Origin of the sequence: Streptomyces katrae (assembly GCF_000717655.1) — a bacterium.
GTDB classification, from domain to species: domain Bacteria; phylum Actinomycetota; class Actinomycetes; order Streptomycetales; family Streptomycetaceae; genus Streptomyces; species Streptomyces katrae_B.
The window spans coordinates 77,335-93,144 of the sequence record NZ_JNZY01000024.1 but is presented as its reverse complement, the minus strand read 5'-3'; the positions used below and the strand labels follow the sequence as shown (position 1 = coordinate 93,144).

Below are 15,810 nucleotides of genomic sequence, written 5' to 3'. Positions count from 1 at the left end.
GACCGTGCCCGACCGGCTTCTTCGGCTCATCGTAGATCCTTTTTGAGCCAGGCGAGCAAGGTTGCGAACGCCGGGGACATGGAGGCGTCCGACTGCTCGAGGACCGTCACGTGGTCGTCGTCCTCCACCGTGATCGTGTAGGTCATCGCGTCCCTGGCACGGTCGGCCTGGTCCTCCACGGGCATCGCGACGGCCGCCGCCACCAGCTGGGTCATCTCCGCTGCGGCGTTCTCGGGCAGGGCCGCCGTGTCCAGCACCTTGGGCCGGCGGCGCGCTGCCGCCGCCAGCCCGCCGTACGACTCCAGGGTCACCTTCATTGCGCGCGACCGGTGGTCACCTGGCCCCCTTCAGCGTGGCGATTTCCCTGGCCAGCCCGGTCACCTTGGCGTTCAGTTCCCCGATCTGCCTGGACAGGGCCGCCAGGCCGTCCTGCCGGCCCGGGCCGCCGTTCCCGTCGACCGGCTGGCTCCGTGCCCGGGTGAGTCCTGCCGGAACCCCGCTGATCTGGATCTCCACTCCCTGCCACGCCGCCAGCACGGCCGACTGTTCGGGGCTTCCGGGGCCGAACAGTTCCCCGGCCTTCTGGAAGGTGGTGTCCGCGAAATCCTGAAAAGTGGCGTCCCTGCCGGAGGCTTTGAGTGATGCGTACCAGATGGCCCCGGCCGCCTCCCATGCGAATCCGCCGATGCCCACGGCAGCCAGGAAGAACGCCTTGTTCGGAATGCCGGAGTTGTAGTGCACTCCGCCGAAGTCCCCTCTGGGGGTGTCGGGCAGGTGGACGAACTTGCTCATACGGTCGGGCTGGGGGTCTTTTCCGAACTGCGGGTGGTTGTATGCCTGCCCCGGCGCCTTCATCGATCGCAGGGCGTCGCCGCCGGTTCCCGGGGTCCACACGTCAGCTCCGATCAGCCAGTCCGCGTCCTCGGCCGTCTGCTTCAGCGACCACTGCTTGACCAGCGACCCGAAGACGTCCGACATCGACTCGTTCAGGGCCCCGGACTGATTGTGGTACTCGAACTCCGACGTGTTCTCGGTGACCCCGTGCGTCAACTCGTGGGCGATCACGTCCAGCGATCCCGTGAGGTTGCTGAACTCCTTGCCGTCCCCGTCGCCGAAGACCATCTGACGCCCGTCCCAGAACGCGTTGTTGAATTGCACGTCGAAGTGCACGTATCCATCCAGCCGCATTCCCCGGTCATCGATCGAATTGCGCTGGAACACTTCCTTGTAGAAATCGCGCGTCAGGCCGAGTCCGTCGAAAGCCTGGTTGAGGGCCGGGTCCGCGGCCTCCGGACCGTCTTCGGACCTGGCCAGGACGGCGTTGGGGAGGGAAACGCCCTCCTCACAGTCGAAGATGGTGCGCCGGCCGTTACCGGCGGTGGCGGCCGCGCCGGCGAAGGCCGCCCGGACCGCTCGCTCGCCCCTCAGGCGTGCAGTGGTCAGCAGGGTGTCCAAAGCGGCCTGGCGTACCTCACGGTCTTCGCTCTCCAGGAGCTTGTCGAGAATGTACGGGGGAATGATGCAGTTGACTGGGCGGGTCCTGCTCATGGGACACCTCCAGGGCGAGAAGACCAACGGTTGGCAATTCATCAGTTGACGCTTGGACGTTCTCGTTCTCGGATCACTGATTTCGGGTCACTGATCGAGTTCTCGGCCACGGAAGAAGTCGAGGAAACATGAGGGGCCCGCTGATGTGACAGCAGCGGGAGAAGCGTTCGGCGCCAAGCAGCCCGCATTCCAGCGGCGGGGCCACGCTGATATCACCAGTTTCCTGCCGTCCGCAGCGACGGGCAAACGCAACGAAAGCGTGCGGAGATCCACTTCGGGCGTCCGCCGGCCGCCAGGAGTTTCGCGATGCCGGGGTCGGTGTGCCGCACCTTGCTCTGCCTCCGGGTCGGCCACGAGGCCGAGGGCGCGTGGGAGATGGCGCTGCCGTTCGCGCAGCGGGCGGCTTCGCAGTTCGCCGCGCTCATGCATGACGACGACGAGCGGATCACTCGGAGCGCCGGCGCCTGCCCCGCCCTGGTCGGCCGGCCGCGTGCGCAGCGTGCCGCCCGCTCGCCGACGGGAACGCTCCTTCCGGACCCGCGACCGGAGCCGGCCGGATGTCCGTGTTCCTCAGGTGGCGGAGCCTGCCGCCGAACCCGTCGCGAGGTCCGCGCCCCATCGTGCGATCGCGGCCGGCAGGTCGAGCGGGCCCGGGCGCTGGTCGGAGTCTTCGGCGGGCCAGTCCTCGCGGGGGACGCGCCACATCACCTCGAACTCGTTGCCGTCCGGGTCCTTGGCGTAGAAGGACTTGGAGACCAGGTGGTCGCTCGCGCCGACCAGCGCACCGCGTTCGGTGAGCTTGTGTCCCAGTTCAGCCAGCTCGCCGAGGGTGCCGACCTCCCAGGCCAGGTGGTAGAGGCCGACCCGGCCCTGCTCGGGACCGGGCGCGTCGGCGCCGATCGCGAACAGTCCGAGGTCGTGGTCGTTGAGGCTGTCGGGGGCGCTCAGGAAGGCGGCGCGACCGGCGGCCAGGTGGTCGACCTGGAATCCGAAGACGTCGGTGTAGAACGCCACGGAGCGCTCGACGTCGCGGATCCAGAGCACGGCGTGGTTCAGGCGGCGGACGGACATGTGGCAGCGCTCCCGATGGCTCGAACGGTCTGGCTCGATGTGGTCCCTCCAGCATAACGTTCAAATTCGAACTACATGCGGCCGGGCCGTCGCGTCCCGGACGGCAGGGCCGTGATCGAAAGGCCGCCCTCGGTGTCCTGTGTCATCGGACCTTGATCACGGTCATGAACTCGTGACTCGTGAGTACTGCACACCCCATCGGTGACAGGCGTGACTGTCGCCGCATCCGCCCGGCGTGACACGGTCGGTTCTGCCACCGACCGAGGGAGCAGGTGTGAACAAGGGGTACGCCGCCTTCTGCGACGCCGACCGCTGGTTCTACGACGCGCCGTACCGGCGCGCCGGTGAGAGTTATCCGGCCGCGCTCGCCCCCGTCCCGTCGGGGTGGCGCTCGCACCGCAGCGGCGACTGGCTCGCACTGCGCCCCGCCGACACCGAACTGCCCCCGCAGGGCTGGAAGATCCATGTCTCGGCCACGCTCGACAACGCCGAATCGCTGCTGACGACGGTGTACGAGTACTGCACCGCCCGACGCATCGCGTTCAAGTTCGTACCGAGCCGGTACCTGCTGCACCTGCGCAACGCCAAGTACGCCGACCGCGCGGCGAGCGGCAAGTTCATCACCGTGTACCCCGCCGACGAGCAGCAGTGCCGCCGCATCGCGGAGGAACTCGACGCCGCGCTGGCCGGGGCGGCCGGCCCGTACATCCTCAGCGATCTGCGCTGGGGCGCCGGCCCGGTCCACCTGCGCTACGGCAGTTTCACCCTGCGGCACTGCTACGACGAGCACGGCCAACTGGTCCCGGCGATCGAGACCCCCGACGGGCGCCTCGTACCGGACCCGCGCGGGCCGGTGTTCCAGCCGCCCGAGTGGCTCGAACTGCCCGGCTTCCTCGAGCCGCACCTCGCGGCACGCGCCGCGACCACCCTGACCGACCTCCCCTTCACGGTGGAGCGGGCGCTGCACTTCTCCAACGGCGGCGGCGTCTATCTGGGCAAGGACAGCCGCACCGGCGAGTCCGTCGTCCTCAAGGAGGCGCGTCCGCATGCCGGGCTCGCCGCCGACGGCGCCGACGCCGTGACCCGGCTGCACCGTGAACGGGCCGCACTGGAACGGCTGTCGGGCCTGGACTGCGTGCCCGCGGTGCGGGGCACGTTCACGGTCGGTGACCACCACTTCCTGGTACTGCAACACCTCGCCGGGAAACCCCTCAACACCTACTTCGCCCGCCGCCACCCGCTGATCGAGGCGGACCCCGACCCGGCGGAGCTCGCCTCCTACACCGAGTGGGCCCTGACGATCCACCGCCGTGTGACCGAAGCCGTCGAAGCCGTGCACGCCCGCGGCGTGGTCTTCAACGACCTCCACCTCTTCAACATCATGGTGGCGGAGGACGAGAGCGGCGAACCGTCCGTCGCGCTGCTGGACTTCGAAGCCGCCGCGCACGTCGACGAAGGACTGCGGCAGACCGTGGCCAACCCGGCCTTCGTCGCCCCCGCCGAGCGGCGCGGGTTCTCCGTCGACCGCTACGCCCTCGCCTGTCTGCGACTCGCCCTCTTCCTCCCCCTGACCAGCCTGCTCGTCCTGGACCGGGCCAAGGCCGCCCATCTGGCCGCCGTCGCCGCCGCGCAGTTCCCCGTACCGAGGCGGTTCCTCGACGAGGCCGTCGAGGAGATCCTGTCCGGCGCCCCGCAGGGTGCACCGGGCGGCCGCCTGCCCGCACCGCCCGGCCCGTACCTGCCCGTCGAGCCGGGGGACTGGCCGGCCGCCCGAACGTCGATGACCGCGGCGATACGTGCGAGCGCCACCCCGGACCGCGAGGACCGCTTCGTGCCCGGCGACATCGCCCAGTTCGCCGCCGCCGGCGGGGGCATCGGCTTCGGCCACGGGATCGCCGGAGTGCTCCACGCCCTCGCCGAGACCGGCGCCGGACCCTGGCCCGAAGCCGAGGAATGGCTGCTGCAGCGGACCGAGGAACCGGATTCCGGCACCCCGCTCGGCTTCTACGACGGCCTCGCCGGCACGGCCTGGACACTGCACCGCCTCGGACACCCGGGCCGCGCCCTCGCCCTCGCCGAGCGGTTGCTGCACCAGCCCTGGCAGAGCGCGGGCCCCGACCTGCACGGCGGACTCGCCGGTATCGGCCTGGCCCTGGACGCGCTCGGCACCGCGAGCGGCGTGAGCGAGCTGCACGCCGCGGCCCTGCGCTGCGCCGAACTGCTCGCCCGGCCCGAGCAGCGGCCCACCCGCGCCGGCCTGATGTACGGGAACACCGGCCCCGCCCTGCTCTTCCTGCGCCTGTACGAACGCACCGGCGACAAGGAACTGCTGCTCCAGTCCGCCCGGTCGCTCCACCGCGACCTCGACCGCTGCGTCACCAGCGCGTACGGCACCCTCCAGGTGAACGAGGGCTGGCGGACGATGCCCTACCTCGGCGAGGGCAGCGTCGGTATCGGCATGGTCCTCGACGACTGGCTGGAGCACGCTCCCGACGAGCGGTTCGAACAGGCCCGGCGCGAGATCGTACGGGCGGCGCAGGCGACCTTCTACGCCCAGCCCGGGCTGCTGCGCGGCGCCGCCGGGATGATCCTCCACCTGGCCCGGACCACCACGCCCGGCCCGGGCACGGGCCCCGATGACATCGCCCGCCAGATCGACGCACTGGCCCGGCACGCCGTGCCGTACCAGGGACATCTGGCCTTCCCCGGCGAGCAGATGATGCGCCTGTCCATGGACCTCGCCACGGGGACCGCCGGCGCTCTCCTCGCCCTCGGCAGCGCCGCGCCCGGCGGGCGCGCGCACCTGCCGTTCCTCCCGCCGCTGCGACGCACCGCGGCGGCCCCAGAGCCGGCCCCGCCCGGGGCCGTGACCCATCGCACCACTCGACAGAAGAGGAATCTGACATGACGCTTCTCGACCTGCAGTCGATGGAGACCCCCAAGGAAGAGGTCACCGAGGGTGCGCTGTACACCGGTGGTGGCGGCAGCCGTGCCAGCCTGCTGCTCTGCGGCGACAGCAGCCTGAGCATCACGACCTGTAACTGACACAGGTCACCTCGGGGGCCCGGGCGGTTCGCCGCCCGGGCCCGCACCACGTACCACGCGACTGGAGGCATCCGCCGATGAGCCCCCCCGACGCGGAGGCCGGCAAGGAGGCCGGAACGGCGCAGGCGGCGGCCGTGACACGCGCCGCCGACCGGGCTCTCGTGGCAGCGGCCCGGCACAGCGCCGGGCGCACCGCCGCCGTCCTCGGATGCACGCTGGGCGCCGCCGTCGCGGCGCTCGCCGAACCCGCCGTCCTCGGCCACACCCTGGACCTGCTGCTGCGCCGGGCCCCGGCGGGCCCCGCCTGGACACTGCTGTGCGCCGCGGTCATCGCCGCCGAAGTGGCGCTGGACGCGGCCGCCGCCCGGCTGACCGGCGAGGTCGACGGCCGCTCCACCGCCCGCCTGCGCAGGCTCGCGCTCGCCCGGCTGCTGCGGTCGGCCCCGCACCACGCCGCCCGCCACGCACCCGGCGAAACCGCCGCGCTGCTGACCGCACACGCCACCGAGGCCGGGAAGGTCCCGGCCGCCGTCGCGCACGCCGTGGCCGCACTGCTGCCGCCGCTCGGCGCGGTGACCGCGCTCTTCCTCATCGACGTGTGGACGGCACTCGCCTTCCTCCTCGGCGTTCCGTTCCTGCTGCTCCTGCTGCGGGCCTTCGCCCGCGACACCCACACCAGCATCGCCCGCTACCAGCAGGTCCAGCTCGAGACCGCCGGCCGGCTGACCGAGGCGCTGGCCGGGGCCCGTACGATCGCCGCCGCCGGCACCGCGGAGCGCGAACGCGCCCGGATCCTCGCCCGGTTGCCCGAGCTGGGCACCGAGGGCAGGCGGATGTGGCAGGTGTACGGCGGCACCACGGCCCGGTCCGCGGCCCTCATGCCGATGCTCCTGTACGCGGTCCTGGCCGTCGGCGGCATCCGCCTGTCGGCCGGGGCCATCGGGGTCGGCGAACTCCTCGCCGCCGTAAGGTACGCAGGCCTCGCGGCCGGCATCGGCGCCGTGACCGGCGGTCTCGCGGCCGTGGTCCGCGGCCGGTCCGCAGCCCGGCGGACCGCCGCCCTCCTGACCCTGCCCGTACTCGGCCACGGCCGGGCGCAACTGCCGGCGGGCGGCCCCGGCACCCTGGAACTGCAGGGCGTCCGCGTCGTGCGCGGCGGTGCGACGGTCCTGCACGACATCAGCCTGGTCATCCCCGGAGGCACCACGGTGGCCGTGGTGGGCCGCTCCGGCGCGGGCAAGACACTGTTCGCCGCCGTGGCCGGCCGGCTCACCGACCCCGACGCGGGCCGCGTTCTGCTGGACGGGGTGCCCCTGCGGGAGGTGACCGCCGAAGCACTGCGCCGCGAAGTCGGGTACGCCTTCGACCGGCCCGTGCTGCTCGGGGACACGGTCGGCGAGGCGATCGCCTTCGGCGCGGGTCCGGACCCCGGCCCGGAAGCGGTGCGTGCCGCGGCTCGTGCCGCGGGAGCCGACCTGTTCGTACGGCGCCTGCCCGACGCATACGGCACGCGCCTCGCCCACGCCCCGATGTCCGGCGGGGAGGTCCAACGCCTCGGGCTGGCAAGGGCGTTCTACCATGCGGGGCGGCTCCTGGTACTGGACGACGCCACCTCCAGCCTCGACACCGTCACGGCCCGCGAGGTCGAGCGGGCCCTCGCCCGGGAGATCCGGCCCGGCACGCGGATCGTGGTCGCGCACCGCCTCTCGTCCGCCGTCCGCGCCGACCTCGTCGTATGGCTGGAGGACGGGCGGGTACGGGCGACCGGAACCCACGGCGAGCTGTGGCGGCACGACCCCGCCTACCGGGCGGTGTTCGCCGCCGCCACGGAGCAGGACACGGAGGCGGAAGCGGAGCGGGAGGCGGCCCGGTGAGCCGGGGCGGGGCCTGGGGCCGGGTGGCCCCCGAGGGACGGCGGTTCCTGCGCGGTCACCAACGGGCCGTCGGCCGGCTGGCCGGATGGTCGCTCCTGGAGTCCGCGCACACCTTCCTCGGCGGCTACGGAGTGGCCCGCGCCCTCGACGACGGCTTCCTCGCCGGCCGCACCGCCACCGGTCTCGGCTGGCTGGCCGCGGCCGGAGCCGGAGCGCTGCTCGGCGGGTTCGCGCTGCGCGGCGTGTTCGCCGGGCTCGCGGACCTCGTGGAGCCGCTGCGGGACGGCCTGGTCCGGCGGGCGGTGCGGCAGGCGCTGGACCGGGCGGTCGCCGATGCGGCGGGCGCTGCCGACACGGGCTCCGTGGCCCGGCTGACCCAGCAGACGGAAATGGCCCGGGACTCCTTCGCGGGGCTGGTCCTGACGGCACGTTCGTTCGTGTTCACCGCGGTGGGCGCCCTCGTCGGCATGGCCGCCTTGGCGCCCGTACTGCTGCTGGTCGTGCTGCCGCCCCTGCTGCTGGGCATGGCCGCCTTCCTGGCCACGCTGCGCCCGCTGGCCTCCGTACAACGCAGGTCCCTGGACACCGACGAGGCGCTGGCCGACCGTGTGGGGACGCTGGCCGAGGGTCTGCGCGACATCGTCGCCTCTGGCGGACAGGCGGTTGCGGAAACCCGGGTGGAGCCCCTGATCGCCACCCAGGAACGGCTGGCGCGCACCCTCGCGGGCTGGGCGGCCCTGCGCACCCTGGCCCTCGGCACCGCGGGCCGGCTGCCGGTGATCGCACTCCTCGCCGCGACGCCCTGGCTGCTGGGCCACGGTGTCACCGCCGGTACGCTGGCCGGCGGCCTCACGTACCTGGTGCAGGCCCTGCTGCCCGCCCTCAACTCCCTGATGACTGCACTGGGTTCGGCCGGAACCCGGCTGCTCGTGGTCCTCGAACGCTTCAGCGCTCCGGCGCCGCCCGACCCGGCCGGCCACAGCCCCGCGAAGCCGCAGCCGCCCCGGCCGGCCGGCCCGCGGACCGACGCCGCGGCCGAACTCCGGGGCGTCACCTTCGCCTACGGCCCCGGCGCGGTTCCCGTACTCGACGGCCTCGACCTGGCGGTGCGCCCGGGGGAGCACCTCGCGGTGGTCGGACCGAGCGGAATCGGCAAGTCCACGCTCACCGCCCTGCTCGCCGGAATGCTGTCGCCCGACGAGGGATCGGTCCTCGTCGCCGGCGCGGCCGCCCGCCGGGGACCGGGGGCCACCGGCCCGGACCCGCGGCGGACCCTGCTGCCGCAGCAGGCCTACGTGTTCACCGGCACCGTACGGGAGAACCTGACCCACCTCGCCGCTGCCCCGGGCACCCCCGGGCCCGGCGACGCCCGGCTGCAGCGCGCCGTCCGGGCCCTCGGGCTGGACGAGCTCGTGGCACGGCTCGGCGGCCTGGACGCCGAGGTGTCCCCCCGGCTGCTGTCCCGGGGCGAGAGCCAGCAGATCGCACTCGCCGCCGCCTACCTCTCGCCCGCCCCGCTGCTGCTGCTCGACGAGGCCACCTGCCACCTGGACCCGGCTGCCGAGGAGCGTGCCGAACGGGCCCTCGCGGACCGTCCCGGGACCCTCGTCGTCGTGGCCCACCGCGTCTCGTCCGCGGCCCGCGCCGACCGGGTCCTCGTCCTCGACGGCAGCCGCGCCGTCTGCGGCACGCACGAAGAACTCCCCGCCGAGTCACCCCTGTACCGCGATCTGGTGGGGAGGTGGAACCAGGCCGCGGACGAGTGACACGGCCGTCGGGCCCGTCCGTGGCGCCCGAGGGTCAGACCCAGCCGGCCCGCCGGGATATCCGGATCGCGTCGATGAGATTGCGCGCCCCGGTCTTGCGGGTCGCCGCGGCCATGTAGTTGCGTACCGTCCCGCTCGCCAGGTGCAGCGTACGGGCGATCTCGGCGATCGAATCGCCCTCTGCGGCCCGGGTCAGCACGCTCAGCTCCCGCGGGCTCAGCGGCACGGGGTCGGCCTCCATGAACGCGGAAGCCAGCGAGGCGTCGATGAACCGTTCCCCCGCGGCGACCTTCCGGACCGCCCGTACGAGCCGCCCCGGCGAGCCGTCCTTGTCGACGTAGCCGCGGGCCTCGGCGCGGAAGGCGCGGTGCAGCTGGCCCGGTGCGCCGGTCGACGCGAGCACCAGGACGGTGGACGGGGGCGCGAGGACCTGGTGGTGCGCGCACCCACCATCGGCGAGGACGGCCGTCGTCCCCGGACAGTCGAGGTCGACGACCGTCACATCTGGTCGTAAGGACTCGGCTTGGCGTGCCGCGCCCCGCCAGCCCGCCGACGTGACCTCGAAGGACCCCTCGGATCTCAGCAGGGCGGCGAGTGCCGACCTGACCAGGCTGACGCTGTGCAGGACGAGGACCTTCGTCATCGTGTGCGCTCCTCGGTAGACGTACCAACGGCACCACGGGTGCCCCCATACCCGGCTGATGGAACGTCACTGCGGGGGGCGTGCAGGGGCGCACGGACAAGTTGGCCGAGATACCCCCGGATTCGGCTTCCCTTCGGCGGGTAACCCCCTTGAGGTCACCCGGTGGGCCCTGGCGCGCCGCGCTGCGCCGCTGCCGCCCGGCCCTGCAGATCGTGCTGCTCGCCGCACTGCTCAGGGCGCGGGGGGCCCACCGGCAGACCGCGTGGCGGCCGCTGCAGCAGAACGAGGCCGTCGTCGGCCGGGTCCTCTCGCTCGCGCTGATCGGCGCCGGCGCCTGGCTGATCGTGGGCGTGCCTCGGCCGCCGTCGAGTCCGGCTGGGCCTCATACGCGACAAGGTGCACGAGATACTGCACCACTGCCGCAGTGGGACGGACGCGGCTGGGACGTCGCCGTCACGGACACGACTCCCTCCGCCATGGTCGTCCGCGCGATCGTCACGGCCAAGGACGCCGACGACCTGTGGACGGTGCGCCGTGCCGTACGGGAACAGCTGGTCGCCTGGCGCTCGGAGAAGCACCCGGGCGCCCCTGCCCCGTTTCCTCCTCGCGCCGTTGCCGGAGCCCGGGACGGCCCCCGCTCACCCGTAGGCGACCGTCACCTCACGGAAGCCGAGGGAGCGGAGGAGCCCCTCCAGCATCGCCGTGGTGTTCTTCTCGGCGCGCTCCGCGAGGCCGCTGTCGCGGGCCGCTTCGCCGATGTGCTGCGCGGCGAGCTTCTGCACGGCCTGCTCACCGGCCGGGTTGTCGGAGAACAGGTCGCCGATCCGGTCCAGCAGGCCCCGCTGCTTCGACACCGCGTACGAGCGGTTCGGGTCGAGGGCGGCCGTGCCGAGCACCGCGTGCGGCAGCCGGATCGACGCTTTGGTGCGGTCGCCGTTCACGGAGACGTTCCGCTCGCCCAGCCCGCCCAGGTCGACGTAACCGCTGACCGTGCCGGCCCCCACGTACAGGGTGCGCGTTCCGCGGATGGCGTCCGGCAGGAACGCCGCGTCCTTCTCCAGGTCCACGACCACCTGGAAGTTGCCGACGGCAGCCTCGTAACGGTCCATGTCCTGGATCGACTTGAGCAGGGCCGGGCCGGAGCGGTCCCGGGTCTCCTCGCCGAAGAGGCTGCCGAATCCCGGAACCAGGCCGAAGCGCGCCACGAGCACGATCAGCACCACGACCACCACGAGAACGGCCGTGATCCGCCCCCACCACGGGCGCCGCGAGCCGCCCGGACGATCCGAAGAGGTTTCCATACTCCGCGAGTACCCCGTGGACGCCGCGCCAGCCCGCGAAGCCGGCCACGCTCCTGGAAGCCCGTCCGTACGAAGTCGTCGCCCGCGACCGCGTTGAGGAGCCAGTTCGTCAGCACCCTCGTCCTGGCCACATGGGTGCGCAGCGCCGCCCAGTGGTACCCCCGCGCCACCGCCTGCGCGGGCATTCCGCGCAGCTCGATGCCGAGCGGCCTGGAGACTCCGTCGCGTCCGCGGCGGGCAGACCGCCCCGTCCCGGCCCGCGGCGAGATCGGGCACCGCGGCCGCGTCGCCGAGCGCGAGGACTCCTGGAAGGCCGGGCACCGTCAGGTCGGGGGAGACCACGAGCCGCCCGCGATCGGTGTCGGCCTCCAAGGTGGCGATGAGCGGGCTGGCGGCCACCCCGGCTGTCCAGATCAGGGTGCGGGTGCGCAGGGCACGCCCGTCGGTGAGCGTCACCTCGTCCGGCCCGGCCTTGGCGACGGACACGCCGAGCGACACCTCGATGCCGCGCCTCCTCAGCACGTCCAGCGCCGATGCGCCGAGGGCTTCGCCGAGTTCGGGCATCAGCGTCGGCGCGATGTCCACGAGGTGCCAGCGGATCTGCCGCGCGTCCAGGCGCGGGTAGCGCCGGACCGCGTGGTGGGTGAGCCGCTGCAGGCAGGCCGCCGTCTCGGTGCCGGCGTAGCCGCCGCCCACGACGACGAAACGGAGCCGCGACGCCCGCTCCGCCTCGTCCTCGCAGGCATCGGCCAGATCGAGCTGCGCGATGACGTGATCGCGCAGGTGGGCGGCCTCGGCGAGGGTCTTCATACCGCGGGCGTGCTCGGCGAGCCCGGGGATGTCGAAGGAGCGGGTGATGCTGCCCGGGGCCAGGACCAGGTGGTCGTAGGGCAGCGGGGTCAGCTCGCCGGAGATCTTCCGTACGACGCACACCTTCGCCCGGGTGTCCATGCCGACGGCGCCGCCGGGAACGATGCGGGTACGGTGCCGACGGCTCCGGCGCAGGGACACGGCGATCGACTGCGGTGTCAGCACCCCGGCGGCCACCTGCGGCAGTAGCGGCAGGTACAGCTGGAAGGAGGAGGGGGTGACGAGGGTGATCTCCGCTTCGGCGGGGGAGAGGCGCCGCTCGAGGCGGCGTACGCACTCCACGCCGGCGAATCCGGCACCCACCACCAGGATCTTCGGACGTGCCACGGCTGCCACGGATGTCATGGTGTTGTTCCCTTCCCGGGCCTGCTGGGTCCACTGACTCCCTGCGCGTCTGCCCCGGAGGAGTGAGTGCTACCGGTGGCGGGCCAGGGTGCGGACGAGGACCAGGAGGGCGAAGGCGATGACGATCAGGTGGACCCAGGCGGGGCCGGGCGCCGGGGTCAGGGCCAGGGAAGTGAGCGCATTCGGTGTCATACTGCGCGGCTGCCCCGGTCTTCCGGAATGACACTCGCGTAGGGAACACAGGGCCGGCGGCCCGGTGGGTCACCGGCCCGTGGGCCTGCCCGAGGTCAGCCGCGATGCCTCGATCTCGGCCCAGACGGCCTTGCCGTTCTCATGGACGTGTGTGCCCCAGCGATCGGAGAGGCGCTCCACTATGGAGAGGCCGTGGCCGCCCGGGAGTCCGCGCTGCGGGGAAGGGTGGCGGCGGGGCAGTGTCGTCGTACCGTCGAAGACCTCGATCCGCAGCACCTCACCGGCGGAGACCACGAGTTCGATGCAACCACCCGCGTGCAGTGACGCGTTGGTCAGCAGCTCGGAGACGAGGAGCAGGGCGTCCTCGGCGGTCGCGTTCCCGTCCCAGCCCCAGTCCTGCAACGCCCGGCGCGTGAAGTCGCGGCCCTTGGCCACGTGGCCGCGCACGCCCGAGAGGGCGAGCCGACGGCGCTGCGCCACGGCGGAAGGCCCTGGGTGCAGTGGATCGCCGGTTCCCGGTCCGATGGTTTCCACTGTGGTACCTCACCCCCACCGTTGACACTGGTCTCTCTGCTCGTCGGGACCCTCGTGGTTCCGATCGGCCCCCCGCCTCCCGTCACGGTCCCGCTGTCGCGGACCTCGCTCATGTCCCCCCGTGGATGGGGACACTCGAGCATGGTCGTGACAGTTTAGGGGAATCGCCGGTCTCAGGAGCATGTCATGTGCATCCTCAGAGTGAGGCCGGTGTCCGAGGCGCGGATCTCGACCAGGCCGCACAGCCGAGGGTCATCCACACGTCGTACGGGCACAGCACGGTTGCCCGTCCTCCCGCGAAGGCGGTGTTGATGAGGGCCTCGGTCGCAGCTGCCGTGCAACAGGGCGCCGGGACGATCACGCAGCGGCTGGGCGGCGAGCGGCCGCGGCGCACCGGTCCCGTCGTTGCCGGCACCCGCGCACCGTACGACGGCGTCCGCCCCCATCACATCGTCGTGGAGCGCCTGTCCGCCGATGGGCGGGAGGGGGCCGTCGTGTCGGTGGGCCGGTGGCACGTCCGTTGCCTATGCCGAGAGCATTCCGGCGCGCAGCCGGGTCAGGGTCCGGGACAGCAGGCGGGAGACCTGCATCTGGGAGATGCCGAGTTCGGCGCCGATCTCGGCCTGGGTCTTTTCCTGGCCGAAGCGCAGCTGGAGGATCAACCGGTCGCGTTCGTCCAGCTGCTCCAGCAGGGGGGCGAGGGTGTGGAACTCCTCGAAGAGTTCCATCGCGGGGTCGACGTCGCCGAGCCGTTCCGCCAGCGGCCGTGTCGTCCGGCTCGACGAGGTCGCGGGCTCGTCACTGTCGGCGCCGGCGGTGTCCAGGGAGCCACTCGTGTAGCCGTTGGCGGCGACCAGCCCGTCGATGACCTGCTCCTCGGTCAGTTCGAGGTGCTGGGCGACCTCCTTGACCGTCGGGGCCCGGCCCAGGACTTCGGTCAGGGTCTCCTGGGCTTTGGCGAGCTCGGAACGCAGTTCCTGCAGGCGGCGCGGGACGTGCACGGCCCAGGTGGTGTCGCGGAAGTAGCGTTTGATCTCACCGGTGATGTAGGGGAGGGCGAGCGTGGAGAACTCGACCTCGCGGTCGGGTTCGTAGCGGTCGATGGCCTTGATGAGACCGATGATGCCGACCTGGATGATGTCGTCGATGTCCAGGCCTCCGCCGCGGGCGCGGGCGCGGAAGCGCCGTGCGGCGAACTGCACGAGGGAGAGGTTCATCTCGATCAGGGTGTTGCGGGCGTACTGGTATTCGCGGGTGCCCTCTTCGAGGCTGCGGAGCCTGGCGAAGAACAGCTTCGAGAGCTCACGCGCGTCGCCAGGCGACGTCTCCCGCGGGTTCTTCACCTCGGGCAGTGGCACGTCCTGCGGTGGGCCTCCCACGCTGCCCGGTACAGAGGGCGTGATCTGCACGTCTGTTGCACGAATGGGGCTTACGGCGGTGGCCGAGCGAGACATGGTGGCCGTTCCCTCCCGATTGACTGACGGCTGCCGGAACGCTCATGCCCCGGATCCTCGTTCCCACACGGCCCGCGCGAGATCGTTTTGCCGGACGCCCGCCGGGTACGGAGTGAGCGGTCCCGGCGCTTCCGCACGGCCGAGGGGAAGGCATACTCCCTTGCGGAGGCCGTACAAGTGACGATCCGGGAGGCGGACATGGCCGGAGCAGGGGACACGCACCACGAAGGCGTGGTCGGGGCCGGCTACCCGGCCGGGGCGGGGTGGGTGGTGGCGGCGCACGGGGAGCTCGACCAGGACACGCTGGCCCCTCTGGAGCAGGCCCTCGCCGCCGCCGCGGACCGGCACCGGGTGGTGGTGCTGGACGCCGGCTCCGTCACCTTCGGCGACTCGTCGTTCCTGAACCTGCTGCTGCGGGTGCACCATCTGACCGCCCTGCGGATCGCCGCTCCCGGGGAGCAGCTCCGCCGGCTCTTCGCCCTGACGGGCGCCGATACGGTCCTGTCCCTGTACCCGAGCGTCGAAGACGCGGTCGGCGGGTCATGACCCGAGCGGGCCTTCCCGGTCGGCCGGCGGGCCGGTGTGGGGGTCGGCCCCGCAGTGGGGGCGGAAGCAGGCCGTGATCGCCTTGCCGCCGTGGCACGCGTGGATGTCCCACGAGTCCGCCAGGGTGGTGACGATCCCCAGCCCCCGGCCGGAGGTGGCGCCGGCACCGGCTTCTGCGTCGGCCGGCCGCGCGCAGGGCAGCCGCGGATCGGAGTCGGCGACGCTGACATGCAGGCACCGGCCGTCCCACGTCAGTACGAGATGGGCGGTGCCGGCAGCGTGCAGGTGGGCGTTGGTGACGAGTTCGGAAACGCTGAGGAGTACGGAGTGCACCGTGTCCGCGGCCGAGTCGTCCCAGGACAGCGACGCCAGGTGCCGGGCGGTCCACTGCCGCGCCGCCCATACTCCCCTCGATACCGGAAACGAGCGTGCCCAGCCCACGGCCTTGACCGACAACGCCCTCACCCCTTTTCATCGTTTGTGTCCTTCGTCACCGATTCGTCTACCCTCTGCCCGCCCCGGCATCCGCGGCTTCCGCGTCAGTGTGCGGAAGCGCTGCTTCAAGTGCAGCTGCTGGCCTGGCTCAAGACGGTCACCCAACATTTGGCGAAGCACGTGACG

Annotated in this window: 14 protein-coding genes and 1 pseudogene; 5 read left to right on the top strand and 10 right to left on the bottom strand. The window is 72.4% G+C overall.

Going from position 1 to position 15,810, the window contains the following annotated elements:
* Positions 1-26: 26 nt before the first annotated feature.
* The 3 genes from IF09_RS0126290 to IF09_RS0126280 all read right to left on the bottom strand — a co-directional run bounded on the left by IF09_RS0126290 (position 27) and on the right by IF09_RS0126280 (position 2,619).
* Positions 27-317, bottom strand: a complete 291-nt coding sequence (locus IF09_RS0126290) for a protealysin inhibitor emfourin (RefSeq protein WP_030299713.1) — start codon at positions 315-317, stop codon at positions 27-29.
* Positions 318-333: 16 nt separating this feature from the next.
* Positions 334-1,548: a M4 family metallopeptidase gene (locus tag IF09_RS0126285; RefSeq protein ID WP_030299712.1), complete on the bottom strand. Its 1,215-nt coding sequence runs from the start codon at positions 1,546-1,548 to the stop codon at positions 334-336.
* 570 nt (positions 1,549-2,118) lie between these two features.
* Complete coding sequence (locus IF09_RS0126280; protein WP_030299711.1) at positions 2,119-2,619, bottom strand: VOC family protein; 501 nt, start codon at positions 2,617-2,619, stop codon at positions 2,119-2,121.
* 274 nt (positions 2,620-2,893) lie between these two features.
* Here IF09_RS0126280 and lanKC point away from each other — a divergent pair, with 274 nt between their 5' ends.
* The 4 genes from lanKC (at position 2,894) to IF09_RS0126260 (ending at position 9,304) form a co-directional block, all read left to right on the top strand.
* The gene (gene lanKC / locus IF09_RS0126275; RefSeq protein ID WP_037636033.1) at positions 2,894-5,527 is read left to right on the top strand and encodes a class III lanthionine synthetase LanKC; all 2,634 of its coding nucleotides are present in this window, start codon (positions 2,894-2,896) and stop codon (positions 5,525-5,527) included.
* Positions 5,524-5,664: a SapB/AmfS family lanthipeptide gene (locus IF09_RS0126270; RefSeq protein ID WP_030299708.1), complete on the top strand. Its 141-nt coding sequence runs from the start codon at positions 5,524-5,526 to the stop codon at positions 5,662-5,664. Before lanKC ends, IF09_RS0126270 begins: the two co-directional genes overlap by 4 nt.
* Positions 5,665-5,741: 77 nt before the next feature.
* On the top strand, positions 5,742-7,538 hold the full coding sequence (locus IF09_RS0126265; protein WP_078613467.1) for an ATP-binding cassette domain-containing protein: 1,797 nt from the start codon (positions 5,742-5,744) through the stop codon (positions 7,536-7,538).
* On the top strand, positions 7,535-9,304 hold the full coding sequence (locus IF09_RS0126260) for an ABC transporter ATP-binding protein (protein ID WP_037636031.1): 1,770 nt from the start codon (positions 7,535-7,537) through the stop codon (positions 9,302-9,304). The genes IF09_RS0126265 and IF09_RS0126260 overlap by 4 nt, the downstream gene beginning before the upstream one ends.
* A gap of 34 nt (positions 9,305-9,338) precedes the next feature.
* Here the strand turns inward: IF09_RS0126260 and IF09_RS0126255 are convergent, their stop codons facing one another.
* From IF09_RS0126255 to IF09_RS0126230, 6 genes and pseudogenes are all read right to left on the bottom strand, one after another.
* On the bottom strand, positions 9,339-9,947 hold the full coding sequence (locus tag IF09_RS0126255) for a response regulator transcription factor (RefSeq protein WP_030299705.1): 609 nt from the start codon (positions 9,945-9,947) through the stop codon (positions 9,339-9,341).
* Between the two features lie 638 nt (positions 9,948-10,585).
* A complete protein-coding gene (locus tag IF09_RS0126250; RefSeq protein ID WP_078613465.1) occupies positions 10,586-11,248 on the bottom strand; it encodes a DUF4230 domain-containing protein in 663 nt (220 codons plus the stop codon).
* Positions 11,161-12,445, bottom strand: a pseudogene (locus IF09_RS40655) (NAD(P)/FAD-dependent oxidoreductase). The gene IF09_RS0126250 and the pseudogene IF09_RS40655 overlap by 88 nt, the downstream one beginning before the upstream one ends.
* Positions 12,446-12,532: 87 nt before the next feature.
* On the bottom strand, positions 12,533-12,655 hold the full coding sequence (locus IF09_RS48045) for a hypothetical protein (protein WP_267882179.1): 123 nt from the start codon (positions 12,653-12,655) through the stop codon (positions 12,533-12,535).
* A 69-nt stretch (positions 12,656-12,724) separates the two neighbouring features.
* The gene (locus IF09_RS0126235; protein WP_234321154.1) at positions 12,725-13,135 is read right to left on the bottom strand and encodes an ATP-binding protein; all 411 of its coding nucleotides are present in this window, start codon (positions 13,133-13,135) and stop codon (positions 12,725-12,727) included.
* A gap of 578 nt (positions 13,136-13,713) precedes the next feature.
* On the bottom strand, positions 13,714-14,643 hold the full coding sequence (locus IF09_RS0126230; RefSeq protein WP_030299701.1) for a SigB/SigF/SigG family RNA polymerase sigma factor: 930 nt from the start codon (positions 14,641-14,643) through the stop codon (positions 13,714-13,716).
* Between the two features lie 198 nt (positions 14,644-14,841).
* Here IF09_RS0126230 and IF09_RS0126225 point away from each other — a divergent pair, with 198 nt between their 5' ends.
* On the top strand, positions 14,842-15,189 hold the full coding sequence (locus tag IF09_RS0126225) for an STAS domain-containing protein (RefSeq protein ID WP_030299700.1): 348 nt from the start codon (positions 14,842-14,844) through the stop codon (positions 15,187-15,189).
* Here IF09_RS0126225 and IF09_RS0126220 read toward each other — a convergent pair.
* On the bottom strand, positions 15,184-15,645 hold the full coding sequence (locus tag IF09_RS0126220) for an ATP-binding protein (protein WP_063607433.1): 462 nt from the start codon (positions 15,643-15,645) through the stop codon (positions 15,184-15,186). The genes IF09_RS0126225 and IF09_RS0126220 overlap by 6 nt on opposite strands.
* Between the last annotated feature and the right edge of the window lie 165 nt (positions 15,646-15,810).